Genomic DNA, 15,938 nt, shown 5'->3' on the forward strand with positions numbered 1-15,938 from the left:
CGCGGTCGTGATCCGGGCTAGTCGCCGACGGGTTCCTCGAGCACCTCGACCGCGGGGCCGCCGAGCGCGGCGAGCAGGCTCTGTTCGACCGCGTCTCGCGAGGCTTGCCCGCCTGAGGCGGCCGTCACGCAGAAGACGTCGGCCGCCGTCGACCCGAACGTGTTGACCTTCGCCCAGACGATGTCGGTCCCGGCCCGCTCCAGCGCCCGGGTCAGCAGGGCAAGCAGCCCGAGGCGGTCCATGGCGCGGACCTCGACGATCAACTGGCCGGCGGTGGCCGTATCGACCCACAGGATGCGGGGCGGGGCGGTCGAGCGCGTCACGGGCACCCCGACTTGAACCTCGCCGGCCCTCGTGGACGCGGCGCCGGTGGCGTCGCTGTCGCGCTTCTCCAGCGTGCCCAGCACGTCGACATCCCCGGCCAGCGCGCCGGTGAACTGCTGGCGCAGCAGGCCCGCCTCCGGCGGCGAGCCGAACAGCGGCGACACCACGAATTCGACGACCGCGAAACCCGCGTCGGTGCTGGCCGATGCCGAATGGATGCGCAGCGAGTTCAGCGCCAGCACCGCGGCGGCCTTGGAGACCAGCCCCCGCTGATCGGGGGCGGCCATCACCACGTCCAGCCGTTCACCGCCGCTGGGCTTGATCTCCACGTGCACCGCGCGTTGGGCGGCGAGCGAAAGATATTGGGGTGCCGTGGGTTCGGCTTCCGGGAGCGGCTCCCCCGCCATCACCAGCCGGCAGCGCCGAACCAGCTCCTCGATCAGGGACGCCTTCCATTCGCTCCACACCCCCGGCCCGGTGGCCTTGGAGTCGGCTTCGGTCAGCGCGTGCAGCACCTCGAGCAGCAGCGGATCGCCGCCGAGCGATTTCGACACGCGCTCAATGGTTTTGGGGTCGTTCAGGTCGCTGCGGGTCGCCACCACCGGCAGCAGCAGGTGGTGGCGCACCAGCTGCGCGAGCGTCTCGGCGTCGGCGGGCGAGATCCCCAGCCGGGGGCCGATATCCAGGGCCAGCCCCGCGCCGAGCACGCTGTGGTCGACGCCGCGGCCCTTGCCGATGTCGTGCAGCAGCGCGCCGAGCGCGAGCAGGTCGGGCCGCGCCACGCGGGTGGCCAGCGGCGCGGCGTTGACGGCCGTCTCGATGACGTGGCGGTCCACCGTCCATTTGTGCGCGACGTCGCGCGGCGGCAGGTCGCGGATCGCGTCCCATTCGGGCAGTAGCCGGCCCCACAGGCCGGTGCGGTCGAGCGCCTCGATGGTGGCCACCGTCGTCGGCCCGGCGGACAGCACAACCAGCAAGTCGTCCAACGCTTCCCGCGGCCAGGGCACCGGCATCTCGGGCGCGCCGGCGGCCAGGCGGCTCAGGGTGGCGGCGCCGATCGGCAACCCCGTGTCGGCCGCCGCGGCGGCCACCCGCAGCACCAGGCCCACGTCGGTGTCGGGCCGGGCGTCGCGGGCCAGCACGATCTCACCGGCGTATTCGACGACGCCCTCGTCCAGGGGGCGGCGCTTGGGCCGGCGTACCAGCACCGAGACGCCGCGGCGCGGCAGCGCGTTCTCGGCGGTGCGCAGCCCCGTCTCCGCGTGGTAGGCGATGGTGCGTCCGGCGTCGGATAGCTTGCGGGCCAAGTCGAATCGGTCACCGATGTGCAGCGCGGCGCTGAGTTCGTCGCCGTATTGGGCGAGCAGCTGATCGCGTCCGCGCCCGGACACCCGGTGCAGCTCGGTACGCACGTCGAGCAGCGTCAGGTGGGCGTCGTCCAGCGAGCCTCCCGGCGATTCCGGGCGGGCCATGCCGTGGCGGTCGATGAGTTGGGCCACGCCGAGCGCGTCAAGCAATTGCACATCGCGGAGGGCGCCACGGCCCGATTTCAGGTCCGGTTCGGCCCGTTGCGCGATCCGCCCGCAGCGCTCCCAGCGGGCCTGCGTCATGGCGACGAGCTCGTCCATTCGGGAGCGAATTGCGCTGCGCCACTGGCGTCTTGCGCCCGCGATCAGTTCCTCGGACAGCCGCGCATCACCGGCGATGTGGCGCGCGTCCAGCATGCCCAGGGCCGCAATCATGTCGGCGTTGGCCACGCCCAGGGCGCCGGACACGGTCCGCACGCTGTGGTCGAGCCGAACGTTGGCGTCCCACAGCGGATACCACAGGCCGTCGGCGACCTTGCCCAACACGTCGTCGGACTTGTTGTCGTGCAACAGCATCAGGTCCAGGTCGGAATACGGCAGCAGCTCGTGGCGGCCCAGCCCGCCGATGCCGACGATCGCGAAGCCACTGTCGTCGTCGATCCCGATCTCGGCGGCCTTGGCCATCAGCCATGATTCGTGCAGGTCCAGCCAGGCGTGCCGCAGTTCGGCGGCGTGCAGCTTGGCGCCCTCGGAGAGCAGCTGGCGCCGCGAGGCGGCCAAATCGACTGCCCCGCCGGCGCTTCGCATCCCCGCTAGGCGCCCGGGCGGTTCGGAGCCGTTCGGAGTCATGCCCTCGCGGCCCGCCCGGGGCGAATCAGCAATTGACGAAAAGTGTCATAGCGCATCGGTTCCGCGCTCGCCGGTGCGCACGCGCACAATGGTTTCCACGGGACTCACCCATACTTTGCCGTCGCCGATCTTGCCGGTGCGCGCCGCCCGGACGATGCTGTCCACGACCTTGTCGACGATGGAGTCGTCGACGACGACCTCGATCCGCACCTTGGGCACGAAGTCGACGGAGTATTCGGCACCGCGGTAGACCTCGGTGTGACCCTTCTGCCGTCCGTAGCCCTGGATTTCGCTGACCGTCATCCCCAGGACGCCCGCGTCCTCGAGACTGGTCTTCACGTCATCGAGCGTGAACGGCTTTACGATCGCGGTGATCAGCTTCATGACTGCTCTGCCTCCACTTTGTCGCCCACTCGGTCCTCCTTCACGCCGTTGCGGGTGTCCGCGACAGCGACCCGGGGCGGGAGCACCGAGCCGGTAGCCACCGCGAAATCGTAACCACTCTCGGCGTGCTCGGCCTCGTCGATACCCGTGGCTTCCGCTTCTGGGTTGAGGCGAAGCCCGATGGTGTACTTCAGGATCAAAGCCAGGATCAGCGTAACCACCCCGGAGTAGAGGAGGACACTGAACGCGCCGATCGCCTGCCGCTCGAGCTGAGCCCAGCCGCCGCCGTAGAACAATCCCTTCGACACCCCGACCACGCCGTTGATCGCCGGGCTTTCCGGGGCGGCGAGCAGCCCGACCAGCAGTGTGCCGGCCAGGCCGCCGACCAGGTGCACACCGACCACGTCGAGCGAGTCGTCGAAGCCGAACTTGAATTTCAGGCCGACGGCGAGCGCGCACAGCACCCCGGCGACCAGGCCCACGACCAGCGCGCCCAGGACGTTGACCGACGAGCAGGACGGCGTGATGGCGACCAGCCCGGCGACGATGCCCGACGCCGCCCCCAGCGTCGTCGCCTTGCCATCGCGGATGCGTTCGGTGAGCATCCAGCCCAGCATCGCGGTGGCCGTCGCGACCGTCGTGGTGATGAAAGTCGTCCCGGCCACGCCGTTGGAGCTGGTGGCCGAACCGGCGTTGAATCCATACCAGCCGAACCACAGCAATCCGGCGCCGAGCATCACGAACGGCAGGTTGTGCGGGCGGAACAAGGTGGTGGGCCAGCCGCGCCGCTTCCCCAGCACGATGGCCAGCATCAGGCCCGCCACACCGGAGTTGATGTGGACCGCGGTCCCGCCGGCGAAGTCGATCGCGTGCAGCTTGTTGGCGATCCAGCCGCCGTGCTCGGAGGCGAAGCCGTCGAACGCGAAAACCCAGTGGGCGACCGGGAAATAGACGAACGTGGCCCACAGGCCGGAAAACACGAGCCACGCGCCGAACTTCAGGCGGTCGGACACCGCGCCGGAGATCAGCGCGACCGTGATGATCGCGAACATCAGCTGGAACGCTACGAACACCGTGGCGGGCAGGGTGCCGGCGAGCGGAATGTCCGTTGCCGCAGTGCCTTTGGCCGGGTCAGCGGCCACCGCGTTGACCCCGATGAGGCCCTTCAGTCCCCAATAGGACGTCGGCTTGCCCATGAAGTTGCCGACGTCGTCGCCGAAGGCGACCGAATAGCCGTAGAGCACCCACAGCACGGTGACCACGCCCATCGCGCTGATGCTCATCATGAGCATGTTCAGCACGCTTCGGGCGCGCACCATACCGCCGTAGAAGAACGCCAGGCCCGGCGTCATCAACAGCACCAGCGCGGAACTGGCCAGCATCCAGGCGGTATCGCCGGTGTTGGGCTGGCCCAGCATCGGGTATGTCACTCGCAATCTCCTCCGGTCGGGCCGCAATGGGACGTCAGACATGCGTCTGGTGACCTGATCCAGAAGATTGCGCAATGGTTGTTTCGGCGATGGTGCCGTCGTGTTTCGGCGGGATTAACGTCCCGCGCGGCGCGGCGGCGGTGTCAGCCGAGCAGCGCGTCGACGAAGGCGGCCGGTTCGAACGGCGCGAGGTCGTCGGGGCCCTCGCCGAGTCCGACCAGCTTGACGGGCACGCCGAGCTCCTGCTGGACCCTAAAGACGATGCCGCCCTTGGCCGTTCCGTCCAGCTTCGTCAGGACGGCGCCGGTGATCTCGACGACCTCGGCGAACACGCGCGCCTGGGCCAAGCCGTTCTGCCCGATGGTGGCGTCGAGCACCAGCAGCACCTCGTCGACCGCGGCGCGGCGTGTCACCACGCGCTTGACCTTGTCGAGTTCGTCCATCAGCCCGACCTTGGTGTGCAGCCGGCCCGCGGTGTCGATGAGCACGACGTCGACGCCGGCGTCGATGCCCTTGTCGACGGCGTCGAACGCCACCGACGCCGGGTCGGCGCCTTCCGCCCCGCGCACCACCTCCGCGCCGACCCGCGACGCCCAGGTTTGCAGCTGATCGGCGGCCGCGGCCCGGAAGGTGTCGGCGGCGCCCAAGACGACGCGTCGCCCGTCGGCGACCAGGACCCGGGCCAGTTTGCCGACGGTGGTGGTTTTTCCGGTGCCGTTCACGCCGACGACCAGCAGCACCGACGGGTGGTCGGCGTGCGGCAACGCCCGGATCGACCGGTCCATGCCGGGCTGCAGTTCCTTGATCAGCACGTCGCGCAGCACGGCCTTGGCGTCGGCCTCGGTGCGCACGTCGCTGCCGGCCAGCCGGGCGCGCAGCTGGGCGATGACCGACTCGGCGACCACGGGGCCCAGATCGGCGACGAGCAGGGTGTCCTCGACGTCCTGCCAGGCGTCTTCGTCGAGGTCGCCACCGCCGATCAGGCCCAGCATGCTGCGGCCGAACGCGCTCTGCGAGCGGGCCAGCCGGCCACGCAGCCGTTCCAGGCGGCCCTCGGGCGGCGCGATCTCCTCGATCTCGGGGGCGGCCGGGGTTTCGGGCTGTGGCTCCGGCTCCGGCTCCGGAGCAGGTGCCGGCTCCGGCTCCGGCTCCGGTGGGGTGACGGTCTCGGGTTCGGGGAGGTCGACGTCGGAGATGGTGCGCCGCGGCGCGTCGCGCGGAATGGCCGCGTCGTCGCCCACTCCGGGCAGTCCGGTGGTGTCCAGCCGCTCGGGCGGCGCCACGGTCGGTGTCTGGCTGAACGTGATGCCCGAGGACGCGGTGTAGCCGCCGGAGCGGTCGATCGCCCCGGGTTCGGCGCGCGTCGAGAAGCTGATCCGGCGCCGACGGTACCGCAGCAGGCCGAAGACCAGCGCGGTGATGACAACCAGGACGGCTATGACCGCGAGCGCGATCCAAAGACCTTGGGACACGCTGACATTGTTTCAGGGGCGGCGCGGGCACCCGGCAGCCACCACCTTCGGGCGCGCGATCACCCGCTCGCGATCGGCGCTCGCTCGATGGCGCCGACCCGCAGCGCCCGGCTCCGCCGCACTCGCGATCGGCGCTCGCTCGATGGCGCCGACCCGCAGCGCCCGGCTCCGCCGCACTCGCGATCGGCGCTCGCTCGATGGCGCCGACCCGCAGCGCCCGGCTCCGCCGCACTCGCGATCGGCGCTACGACGAACTGGTGACCAGCTGCTCCACCTGCTGGCCGCGCATCCGCTGCGAGATCACCGCGGTGATGCCGTCGCCCTGCATGGTCACGCCGTAGAGCGCGTCGGCGACCTCCATCGTCGGCTTCTGGTGGGTGATGATGATGAGCTGCGAGCGCGCCCGCAGCAGCTCGAACAGCGAGATCAGCCGGCGCAGGTTGGTGTCGTCGAGGGCGGCCTCCACCTCGTCCATGATGTAGAACGGCGACGGGCGGGCCCGGAAGATCGCCACCAGCATCGCCACCGCCGTCAGCGCCTTTTCGCCACCGGACAGCAGCGAGAGCCGGGTGACCTTCTTGCCCGGCGGCCGGGCCTCGACCTCGATGCCGGTGGTGAGCATGTCGCCCGGGTTGGTCAGCCGCAGCCGGCCCTCGCCGCCGGGGAACAACACGGTGAACACTTCGGTGAATTCGCGTTCCACGTCGGCGTACGCCTCGCTGAACACCTGCAGGATGCGGGCGTCGACCTCGTCGACCACGCCGAGCAGGTCCTTACGGGCGGCCTTGACGTCCTCGAGCTGGGTGGACAGGAAGTTGTAGCGCTCCTCGAGGGCCGCGAACTCCTCCAGCGCCAGCGGGTTGACCCGGCCCAGTTCGGCCAGCTCGCGCTCGGCCCGCTTGGCGCGGCGCTCCTGGGTGGCGCGGTCGTAGGGAATGGGGGCCGGCGCGAAGACCTGCTCGCCGCGCTCCTTGGCCTGCTCGTATTCGGCCATCTCCAGATCAGAGGGAGGGAGTTGATTCTCCGGGCCGTACTCGGCGATCAAATCGGCGGGCGCCATGCCGAACTGCTCGAGCACCATCTGCTCGAGCTGCTCGATGCGCAACGCCGCCTGGGCGTTGGCCACCTCGTCGCGGTGCAGCGAGTCGGTCAGGGCGGCCACCCGGGCGCTGAGCGCGTTCACCTCGTCGCGCACCGCGGCCATCGCCGCCGCGCGCTGCTGGCGTTCGGCGGCCAGGGCGTCGCGGATCTTGGACGCCGAGTCGACCACCCCGTTCAACCGCTGCGCCAGCAGCCGGCCGGAATCGGCGACCGCCGCGGCCACCGCCGCGGCCCGCAGCCGCGCCTCCCGTGCCTGCTGGGCCCGCACCCGGGCTTCGCGTTCCGCGGCGGCCGCGCGGCGCAACGAATCCGCCCGCCCGCGCACCGCGTTCGCGCGCTCTTCGGCGGTGCGCACCGCCAGCCGGGCCTCCACTTCGACGCTGCGCGCGTTTTCGGTGGCGGCGGCGATCTGCTGACGGTTTACGGGTTCTTCCGCCGGCGTCTGCTGGGTCTCCTGGGCGTTGCGCAGCCGGGTTTCCAGTTCGGTGACCTCGGCGACGGTCTGGGTCCGGCCCGCTTCGAGCTCCTCGCGTTGCCGCAGCAGCCTGCTCCAGTCGTCCTCGGACATGCGGGCTTCCTGGCCGAGCCGGCCGAGCTGTTCGTACATCCCCGAGATGGCGCTGTCGGATTCGTTGAGGGCGGCCAGCGCCTGTTCGGCGGAGTCCTGCCGGGCGGCCTGCTCGGTCAGCGCGCCGGACAGCGCCGCGCTCAGCTGGGCCACCTGGGCCTCCGCGGCGGTCAGCTCGTCGCCGGCCTTGTCGATCTCGGAGGTCACCTCGAGCGTGGACAGCTTGCGATCGGAGCCGCCGCTCACCCAGCCGGCGCCCACCAGGTCGCCGTCGAGGGTGACCGCCCGCAGCCGGGGATGCTCGGCCACCAGGGCCAGCGCTTGGTCCAGGTCGTCGACCACCGCCACGCCCGAGAGCATCGCCGTGATCGCGCCGCGCAGCCGCCCGGGAGCGTCGATCAGGTCGAGCGCCCACAGCGCCCCCGCCGGGGCGGCCTGCGGCGCGGGGTGATCGGCGGGCCAGTCGCCGAGCACCAGCGCGGCGCGTCCGCCGTCGGCCTGTTTGAGTGCGGCGACCGCGGACCGGGCAGCGCCGAAGCTCTCGGCCGCCAGCGCGTCGGCCGCCGATCCCAGCACCGCGGCCAGCGCCGCTTCGTAGCCGGAGCGCACCTTGACCAACTTGGCCATCGGACCCAAAAGGCCTGTGCCGGAATGGTTTTCGGTGAGCCAGGCGGCGCCGTCCTTGCGTTCGAGCCCCACGGCGAGCGCGTCGATGCGGGCGCGCAGCGAGGCGACCTGACGTTCGGCGTCCCGCTCGGCGGACTGCAGTTCGGCGACCCGCGCGTCGGCCAACCGCAACGCGGCCACGGTGCGCTCGTGGTGCTCGTCGAGGCCCATCTCGCCCTGATCGAGTTCACCGACGCGGCCCTGCACGGTTTCGAATTCGGCCTTGGCCTGCTGGGCGCGGGCGGCGGCCTGTTCGATGCGCTCGGACAGCCGCGCGACGCTGTCGTCGATCGACTCGACGCGCGCCCGCATCGTCTCCACCTGACCGGCCAGCCGCGCCAGGCCTTCCCGCCGGTCCGCCTCGGCGCGCACCGCCGCCATGTGGGCCCGGTCGGCCTCGGCGGCCTCGCGCTCGCGCTCGGCCAACTCGGCGCGGGCGCCGTCGAGCCGGCTGCGCGCCGTGGTCAATTCCGCCAGTAGCCGCTGCTCGGCGACCGCGACCTGCTCGGCCTCGGCTTCCAACGCGTCGGGGTCGGTGTCGCTGGTCGCCACCGGCTCCACATCGAGGTGCTGGGCTCGCTCGCTGGCGATGCGGACCGTGGCCGCCACCCGTTCGGCCAGCGCGGACAGTGCGAACCAGGTGTGCTGCACCGATTCGGCACGACCGGAGAGTTCGCCGACGGCGGTTTCGTGCGCGGTGAGCTCCTCGGACGCGACGGCCAGCCGCGAGGAGGCCTCGTCGTGGTCGCGCCGCATGGCGGACTCGGCCTCGAAGATGGCCTCGCGCTCGCCCTTGCGGTTGACCAGGTCGTCGGCGGCCAGCCGCAGCCGCGCGTCGCGCAGGTCCGCCTGGATCGTCTGGGCGCGACGGGCCACCTCGGCCTGGCGGCCCAACGGTTTGAGCTGACGGCGCAGCTCGGTGGTCAGGTCGGTGAGCCGGGCCAGGTTCGCCGACATCGCGTCGAGCTTGCGGAGCGCCTTCTCTTTGCGCTTGCGGTGCTTGAGCACGCCGGCGGCTTCTTCGATGAACGCCCGGCGGTCTTCGGGCCGCGATTGCAGGATCTCGTCGAGCTTGCCCTGCCCGACGATGACGTGCATCTCCCGGCCGATCCCGGAGTCGCTGAGCAGTTCTTGAACATCCATCAAACGGCAACTGCTGCCGTTGATTTCGTATTCGCTGGCGCCGTCGCGGAACATCCGCCGGGTGATCGAGACCTCGGAGTACTCGATGGGCAGCGCGTTGTCGGAGTTGTCGATGGTGACGGTGACTTCGGCGCGGCCCAACGGCGCGCGCGACGAGGTCCCGGCGAAGATGACGTCTTCCATCTTGCCGCCGCGCAGGGTCTTGGCGCCCTGCTCCCCCATCACCCACGCCAGGGCGTCGACGACGTTGGACTTGCCCGAGCCGTTGGGCCCGACGACCGCGGTGATGCCCGGCTCGAAACGCAGAGTCGTCGGCGAGGCAAAGGACTTGAAGCCCTTCAGCGTCAGACTCTTGAGGTACACGGCGAGCCAGACTACCGCTCAAACCACGCGCGGCAGGCTCACCGAGGGGTGTCGTCCAGCCCCAAATGTGCCGGCGGCGCCGCGGCGCGACGCACTGGTCACAATGGTCACATCCGCCACGAAATGACGGGCACCGCGGCGGCCGCGTCACCGCTCGACGAACCCCTCGAAACGCTCCTGGGGCTGCGACCAGTCGGCGACCACCTCGTCGACCCTGCCGGGTCGGGCGGGCCACGACGCGCCGCCTTGCAGCAGCTCCAGCAGCTTTTCGCCGGCCTCCCGCGGCCCCTGGGCGACTACCAGCACCCGGCCGTCGGCCTGGTTGGCCGCGTACCCGGTGAGGCCGAGCTCCAGCGCCCGGCACCGCGTCCACCAGCGGAAACCCACCCCCTGGACGTCCCCGTGGACCCAGGCGGTGAGCCGGGCGTCAGGATCCGACATCGGTGACCTCGACGTTGACGGTGGTGCCGGACTGCAGGGTGCGCCCGACCGTGCACACCTGGTCGATGGCCCGGTTGACCACGACCAGCAGGCGCTCCTTCTCGTCCTCGGCCAACGCCGACAGGTCCAGCTCCAGCGCTTCCTCGAGCAGCGGATAGCGTTCCTGCTCGCGGTCGGCGGCGCCGGACACCTTGATGACCGCCTTGTAGTCGTCGCCCAGCCGGCGGGCCAGCGGCATATCGCTGGACATCCCGCTGCAGGCCGCGAGCGCGATCTTGAGCAGCTCGCCGGGCGTGAACACGCCGTCGACGTCCTCGGAGCCGACGAGTACCTGCGCCCCCCGCGAGCTGTATCCCGTGTAGCGGCGAGTTCCGGTGCGTTCCACCCATAGTTCGGCCATGGCTCATTTCTACCGGGCGGCCACGGCGTGACGCGCGGGCATACTGTTTGGCATGGCCACCGTCGTCGCGTTCCACGCGCACCCGGACGACGAGGTGGTCCTCACCGGTGGCACCCTGGCGCGCGCGTCCGCGGCCGGACATCGCGTCGTCGTGGTCACGGCAACCGACGGACGCGTGCACAACGACGACGACAACCGACTGGGCGAATTACGGTCGAGTGCAAGCATTCTCGGGGCCCAGCGGGTGGAGTGCCTCGGCTACGCCGACAGCGGCTACGGCCCCCTGTTCTACCCGGATCCGCCCGGGCGCACCCGATTCGGGCGCGCGGATCTCGACGAGGCGGCGACGCGGCTGGCCACCATCCTTCGCGACGAGGACGCCGATCTGCTGCTCAGCTACCAGCCCAACGGCGGCTACGGGCACCGCGATCATGTGCAGGTGCATCACGTCGGCAAGAAAGCCGCCGAACTCGCCGCGATTCCCCGCGTCCTCGAGGTGACGATGCCGCGCGAAATGCTGCTTCGCGTCAGTGATCTCGCGCACCTGCTGCGTCTTCCCGGACCGTACGAACGTGACATCGTCCGCGGCGCGTACGCCCCACGCGCGACGATCACCCACCGGGTCAACGTCTTTGGCTTCGCGCGCCAGAAGCGGGACGCTTTTGCCGCGCACCGTTCCCAGATCGGCACTTCCGGACTGGCCGCGCAGCTGTTCGGCGTCCTGATGCGGTTGCCGCCTCAGGTGTTCGGCGCGCTGTTCAGCCACGAGTGGTTCGTGGATCCGGCACTGCCCACGGGGACGCTGCGCCGCGACATCTTCGAGTGATTCACCTGTTTCGCCCTTGAGTGTGAACGCTGGTCACCCGGTGTGAACACCGGTCACCCACGCTCGTCGTGTCGCAACCGTGTGCTCACGATCAAAGCCAAGGCCTCACACTCAACCACGCGGGCGCGGTTGGCATTTGGGGCAATAGAACGACGAGCGGTTCATGAACTTCTCCCTGCGCATCACCGCGCCGCAGCGGCGGCAGCTCTCGCCTTCGCGGCCGTAGGCGTCCAGTGAACGGTCGAAGTATCCGGATTCGCCGTTGACGTTGACGTACAGCGAATCAAACGAGGTCCCGCCCTTGGCCAGCGCCTCACGCATCACGTCGGACGCCGCGTCCAGCACGGCGGTCAACTGCTTGCGGGTCAGGGTGTCGGCGATCCGTGCCCCGTGCACCTTGGCCCGCCACAGCGCCTCGTCGGCGTAGATGTTGCCGATGCCCGACACGACCTGCTGGTCGAGCAGCTGGCGCTTGATTTCGGAGTGCTTGCGCCGCAACACTTTTACGACCGCGTCGGCATCGAACCGGGGGTCCAGCGGGTCGCGCGCCAGGTGTGCGACGGGCTCGGGGACCACGCTGCCGTCCACCTCGACCAGGTCGGCGAGCATCCACCCGCCGAAGGTGCGTTGGTCGGCGAAGCTCAGCACGGTCCCGTCGTCGAGCAGCGCGGAGATCCGCACGTGGTCGGCGCGCGGCACCGTACCGAGCAGCATCTGCCCGCTCATGCCGAGGTGAACGACGAGCGCCGCGTCGCTGTCGAGCAGCAGCCACAGGTATTTGCCGCGCCGGTCGGTGCCGGTGATGCGGTCGTTGAGGAGCCGGGCGGCGAGGTCCGCGGGCCCCGCCTCGTGGCGGCGCACCGCGCGGGGGTGATGCACCCGGACGGCCGTGATCGTCTTGCCCACGACATGGGCGTGCAGGCCGCGGCGCACCACCTCGACTTCGGGCAGTTCGGGCATCTAATTGCGGGGAACGGCGGTGTCCAGCGCTTCCAGCGCTTTCCAGGTCGCCGCCGCGGCCTTCTGCTCGGCTTCCTTCTTCGAGCGGCCCACGCCCGAGCCGTACTCGGTGTCGGCGACCACGACCACCGCGGTGAACTCCTTGTCGTGGTCCGGGCCGGTCGAGGTGACGACGTAGGACGGCGCGCCCATGCTGCGGGCCGCGGTGAGCTCCTGCAGGCTGGTCTTCCAGTCCAGCCCGGCCCCCAGCGTCGGCGCGGCGTCCAGCAGCGGACCGAACAGCCGCAAAATCACCTCGCGGGCCACGTCGATCCCGTGCTCGAGGTAGATCGCGCCCAGCAGCGATTCCATGCCGTCGGCCAGGATGCTCGACTTGTCCGCGCCGCCGGTGTTCGCCTCCCCGCGCCCCAGCAACAGGTGCACCCCGAGGCCCCCCTCGCACAGCTTTCGCCCGACGTCGGCCAGCGCCTGGGTGTTGACGACGCTGGCCCGCAGCTTGGCCAGGTCGCCCTCGCTACGGTCGGGATGGCGGTGGTAGAGCTCGTCGGTGATGGTCAGGCCCAGCACCGCGTCGCCGAGGAATTCCAGCCGCTCGTTGGTCGGCAGCCCGCCGTGTTCGTAGGCATAACTCCGATGCGTCAGCGCCAAGGACAGCAGTTCGTCGGGCAGCTCAACCCCCAGGGCGTCGAGCAGCGCCCGCCGTGAGCTCACCGCTCACCCCGCGCTTCGTCGGACTCGGGGGTGAACATGCCCGCCAGCTTGGCCCACCGCGGGTCGATGCGGTCGTGCTGGTGTCCCGGCTCGGCAGCCAGCGACACCCCGCATTCCGGGCACAGCCCCGGGCAATCCGGCGTGCACACGGGCGAAAACGGGAGTTCGAGCCCCACCGCGTCGACGATGGACTGCTCGAGGTCGATGGTGTCGTCGACGATGTGGCCGACCTCGTCTTCCTCGGTGGTGGCCTCGGTGGTGCTGTCCGGGTAGGCGAACAGTTCGGTCAACCGCACGTCCACGTGGCCGTCGAGCGGGGTCAGGCAACGCGCGCATTCGCCGGCCGTGGGCGCGCTCACCGTCCCGGTCACCAGGACGCCCTCGGACACCGACTGCACCTGCAGGTCCAGTTCCAGGGGGGCGCCGGCCGCGATGGCGATCATGTCCAGCCCGATGCGCGCCGGGCTGGGCACCGTTTCGCGCACGGTCACCATGGCGCCGGGCCGCCGCCCGAGCCGGGTGATGTCGAACGTCATCGGCCCAGACGGCCGAGGCGCACCGCCGCGAGTCGATGAGGTGCTGTGCTGGCGCGTCATACGAGAAATCCTACGGCGCCGGCCGGACAATTCCAGGGCGCGTCCGCCCGGTGAACGGGCCGCGAAACGTTAGCGCACGGCGTAGTCGTGCGTCCCGGCCGCCGTCCGCAGTTGGTGGCGGCCGCGCCCCACCGACCGCAGCGTGCCATTGAGGAATTCCTCGAACTCGGCGAGCTTGTTGTCGACGTAGATGTCGCATTCGCCCCGCAGCCGGTCGGCCTCGGCGTGCGCCGAGTCGATGAGCCGGGTGGCCTCGGCGTTGGCCGCCTCGACCACGCTGTTCTGCGACACCAGCCGCTGCTGCTCCTTGATGCCCTCTTGCACGGCCTTCTCGTAGGAGATGTTGCCGTTTTCGAGCAGCCGGTCGGCTTCGGCCTGGGCGCGCCCGACGCTGGCCTCGTAGTCGCGTTTGGCCGCGGTGGCGATGCGCATCGACTCCTCGCGGGCCTCGCCGACCATCCGTTCGCTGTGCTGGCGGGCTTCGCTCACCATCCGGTCGGCCTGCGCTTTGGCGTCGGACAGCAGCCGATCGGCCTCCGCGCGGGCGTGGTTGAGCATGGACTCCGACTCGGTGGTCGCCGAGTCGACCATGGACTCGGAATGCGTCTTGGCGTCCTGCAGCATGGAATCGCGCGCGTCCAGCACGTCCTGGGCGTCGTCCAGCTCGCCCGGAATCGCGTCCTTGATGTCGTCGATCAGCTCCAGCACGTCGCCGCGGGGCACCACGCAGCCGGCCGTCATCGGGACGCCGCGGGCTTCTTCGACGATGGCGCTCAATTCATCCAGCGCTTCAAACACTCGATACACGGCCGTACCCTCCTGGCGTCTGCAAAACTGTTGTTACCAGTGTGCCTGGTGTTGTCTCTGTGACAGCGGTGGCGACACCGGTGTGTCGGGTATTTGCCCATTCCCGGCGTCCTAAACGCCCTGGCGCGCCGGTCCCGGCGTGGCCATATCGGCAGAGTTTCATACGAAAGCGCCCGTTCACGCTGTTTTCGCGGCGGCGACGGCCGCGCGAGATGGTTTGTCCATATTCGTCGCCGGCCCCCGCCGCTGAGGCGTTTGCCCACATGTGGGTTTGTGTCGATGCGCCCGGACCCGGCTATTTGCCAGCGATTCTAGAGTCCGGAAAGGTCGCCCCAGGAGCGAACCCTGCGCGCATATACCCCCGATGGGTATAGTCCGATGGGTCGGAACTTCGCGCACGCTCACGCAGGAGGTTTCAGCGATGACGGTGCTATCGGCGGTCGGGCACGCCCTGACGCTGGCGGGTTCGATGACGTGGGAAATCCTGTGGGCGCTGATCGTGGGCTTCGCGCTGTCGGCGGTGGTGCAGGCCGTCGTGCGGCGCTCGACAATCGTCGCCCTGATGGGCGACGACCGCCCGCGCACCTTGGCGGTGTCCGCCGGGCTGGGGGCGGCGTCGTCGTCGTGCTCGTACGCCGCGGTGGCCCTGGCGCGATCCCTATTCCGCAAGGGCGCCGACTTCACCGCCGCGATGGCGTTCGAGATCGGTTCGACCAACATGGTGGTCGAGCTGGGGATCATCCTGGCGCTGCTGATGGGCTGGCAGTTCACGGCCGCCGAATTCGTCGGCGGCCCGTTGATGATCGTGGTGCTCGCCGTCTTGTTCCGGCTGTTCGTGCGTTCGCGACTCGTCGACGCCGCCCGCGAGCAGGCGGAGCGGGGAATCGCCGGCTCGATGGAAGGCCATGCCGCCATGGACATGTCGATCAAAGGAGACGGATCGTTTTGGCGACGGCTGTTTTCCCCGGCCGGCTTCACCTCGGTCTCGCACGTGTTCGTGATGGAGTGGCTGGCGATCCTGCGCGACCTTGTTCTGGGCCTGCTGATCGCGGGCGCCGTCGCGGCGTGGGTTCCCGAGAAGTTCTGGCAGAGCTTCTTTTTGGTGGACCATCCGGTCTGGTCAGCGCTGTGGGGCCCGCTCGTGGGTCCTGTCGTGGCGATCGTGTCCTTCGTGTGCTCGATCGGCAACGTCCCGCTGGCCGCGGTGTTGTGGAACGGGGGCATCAGCTTCGGGGGCGTCATCGCGTTCATCTACGCCGACCTGTTGATCCTTCCGATCCTGAACATCTATCGCAAGTACTACGGCACCAAGATGATGCTGACCTTGCTGGGCACCTTCTACGCCGCGATGGTCGCCGCCGGATACCTCGTCGAATTGATCTTCGGCACAACGCATCTCATTCCTGCGCAGCGCAACGCGACCGTGCTGGAGGCGTCGATCTCGTGGAACTACACGACCTTCCTCAACATCGCCTTCGGCGCGCTCGCGGTCATCCTCGTCGTCCGGTTCATCACCTCCGGGGGGCTGCCGATGCTGCGCATGATGGGCGGTTCCCCCGACGCCCAGGAATCGGGGCATCGGCACTGATT

General features: G+C 70.0%; 13 protein-coding genes. 2 read left to right on the forward strand and 11 right to left on the reverse strand.

Translation table 11 applies throughout. The features are described 5' to 3' along the window. Positions 1-17: 17 nt before the first annotated feature. The 7 genes from G6N26_RS09980 to G6N26_RS10010 all read right to left on the reverse strand — a co-directional run bounded on the left by G6N26_RS09980 (position 18) and on the right by G6N26_RS10010 (position 10,448). Positions 18-2,438, reverse strand: coding sequence for a [protein-PII] uridylyltransferase (locus tag G6N26_RS09980; protein ID WP_067168853.1), 2,421 nt, complete (start codon positions 2,436-2,438; stop codon positions 18-20). An 87-nt stretch (positions 2,439-2,525) separates the two neighbouring features. Beyond that, positions 2,526-2,864: a nitrogen regulatory protein P-II gene (glnB, locus tag G6N26_RS09985; protein WP_003878721.1), complete on the reverse strand. Its 339-nt coding sequence runs from the start codon at positions 2,862-2,864 to the stop codon at positions 2,526-2,528. Continuing rightward, positions 2,861-4,282 (reverse strand): ammonium transporter, encoded by a 1,422-nt coding sequence (locus G6N26_RS09990; protein WP_083018178.1) that lies wholly within the window; start codon positions 4,280-4,282, stop codon positions 2,861-2,863. The genes glnB and G6N26_RS09990 overlap by 4 nt, the downstream gene beginning before the upstream one ends. A 155-nt stretch (positions 4,283-4,437) precedes the next feature. Next, positions 4,438-5,766: a signal recognition particle-docking protein FtsY gene (gene ftsY / locus G6N26_RS09995; RefSeq protein WP_067168857.1), complete on the reverse strand. Its 1,329-nt coding sequence runs from the start codon at positions 5,764-5,766 to the stop codon at positions 4,438-4,440. A gap of 244 nt (positions 5,767-6,010) precedes the next feature. Continuing rightward, entirely contained in the window at positions 6,011-9,607 is a 3,597-nt protein-coding gene (gene smc / locus G6N26_RS10000) for a chromosome segregation protein SMC (RefSeq protein ID WP_083018180.1), read from the reverse strand. Between the two features lie 147 nt (positions 9,608-9,754). Continuing rightward, complete coding sequence (locus tag G6N26_RS10005) at positions 9,755-10,048, reverse strand: acylphosphatase (RefSeq protein WP_083018182.1); 294 nt, start codon at positions 10,046-10,048, stop codon at positions 9,755-9,757. Continuing rightward, positions 10,035-10,448, reverse strand: a complete 414-nt coding sequence (locus tag G6N26_RS10010) for an OsmC family protein (RefSeq protein WP_067168863.1) — start codon at positions 10,446-10,448, stop codon at positions 10,035-10,037. The genes G6N26_RS10005 and G6N26_RS10010 overlap by 14 nt, the downstream gene beginning before the upstream one ends. 52 nt (positions 10,449-10,500) lie before the next feature. Here G6N26_RS10010 and G6N26_RS10015 point away from each other — a divergent pair, with 52 nt between their 5' ends. Beyond that, on the forward strand, positions 10,501-11,274 hold the full coding sequence (locus tag G6N26_RS10015; RefSeq protein ID WP_067168865.1) for a PIG-L deacetylase family protein: 774 nt from the start codon (positions 10,501-10,503) through the stop codon (positions 11,272-11,274). Between the two features lie 111 nt (positions 11,275-11,385). Here G6N26_RS10015 and mutM read toward each other — a convergent pair whose 3' ends face one another. The 4 genes from mutM to sepIVA all read right to left on the reverse strand — a co-directional run bounded on the left by mutM (position 11,386) and on the right by sepIVA (position 14,348). Further along, positions 11,386-12,234 carry a DNA-formamidopyrimidine glycosylase gene (mutM, locus tag G6N26_RS10020; RefSeq protein WP_067168867.1) on the reverse strand — a complete coding sequence of 283 codons (849 nt, stop codon included), beginning with the start codon at positions 12,232-12,234 and terminating at the stop codon, positions 11,386-11,388. After that, the gene (rnc, locus tag G6N26_RS10025) at positions 12,235-12,945 is read right to left on the reverse strand and encodes a ribonuclease III (protein WP_083018184.1); all 711 of its coding nucleotides are present in this window, start codon (positions 12,943-12,945) and stop codon (positions 12,235-12,237) included. Continuing rightward, entirely contained in the window at positions 12,942-13,541 is a 600-nt protein-coding gene (locus tag G6N26_RS10030; RefSeq protein WP_179960314.1) for a YceD family protein, read from the reverse strand. The genes rnc and G6N26_RS10030 overlap by 4 nt, the downstream gene beginning before the upstream one ends. Positions 13,542-13,610: 69 nt before the next feature. Beyond that, complete coding sequence (sepIVA, locus tag G6N26_RS10035; protein WP_067168872.1) at positions 13,611-14,348, reverse strand: cell division protein SepIVA; 738 nt, start codon at positions 14,346-14,348, stop codon at positions 13,611-13,613. A gap of 421 nt (positions 14,349-14,769) precedes the next feature. Between sepIVA and G6N26_RS10040 the strand changes: the two genes are divergently transcribed. Further along, positions 14,770-15,936 (forward strand): permease, encoded by a 1,167-nt coding sequence (locus G6N26_RS10040; protein ID WP_067168875.1) that lies wholly within the window; start codon positions 14,770-14,772, stop codon positions 15,934-15,936. Positions 15,937-15,938 lie beyond the last annotated feature (2 nt).

The organism is Mycobacterium marseillense (assembly GCF_010731675.1).
Classification (GTDB): Bacteria; Actinomycetota; Actinomycetes; order Mycobacteriales; family Mycobacteriaceae; genus Mycobacterium; species Mycobacterium marseillense.

What these genes read in the sequence shown, in the direction of transcription:
- G6N26_RS09980 (WP_067168853.1), bottom strand. Translation starts at nt 2,438, where the DNA reads ATGCGAAGCGCCGGCGGGGCAGTCGATTTGGCCGCCTCGCGGCGCCAG.
- glnB (WP_003878721.1), bottom strand. Translation starts at nt 2,864, where the DNA reads ATGAAGCTGATCACCGCGATCGTAAAGCCGTTCACGCTCGATGACGTG.
- G6N26_RS09990 (WP_083018178.1), bottom strand. Translation starts at nt 4,282, where the DNA reads ATGCTGGGCCAGCCCAACACCGGCGATACCGCCTGGATGCTGGCCAGT.
- G6N26_RS10005 (WP_083018182.1), bottom strand. Translation starts at nt 10,048, where the DNA reads ATGTCGGATCCTGACGCCCGGCTCACCGCCTGGGTCCACGGGGACGTC.
- G6N26_RS10010 (WP_067168863.1), bottom strand. Translation starts at nt 10,448, where the DNA reads ATGGCCGAACTATGGGTGGAACGCACCGGAACTCGCCGCTACACGGGA.
- G6N26_RS10015 (WP_067168865.1), top strand. Translation starts at nt 10,501, where the DNA reads ATGGCCACCGTCGTCGCGTTCCACGCGCACCCGGACGACGAGGTGGTC.
- mutM (WP_067168867.1), bottom strand. Translation starts at nt 12,234, where the DNA reads ATGCCCGAACTGCCCGAAGTCGAGGTGGTGCGCCGCGGCCTGCACGCC.
- G6N26_RS10030 (WP_179960314.1), bottom strand. Translation starts at nt 13,541, where the DNA reads ATGACGCGCCAGCACAGCACCTCATCGACTCGCGGCGGTGCGCCTCGG.
- G6N26_RS10040 (WP_067168875.1), top strand. Translation starts at nt 14,770, where the DNA reads ATGACGGTGCTATCGGCGGTCGGGCACGCCCTGACGCTGGCGGGTTCG.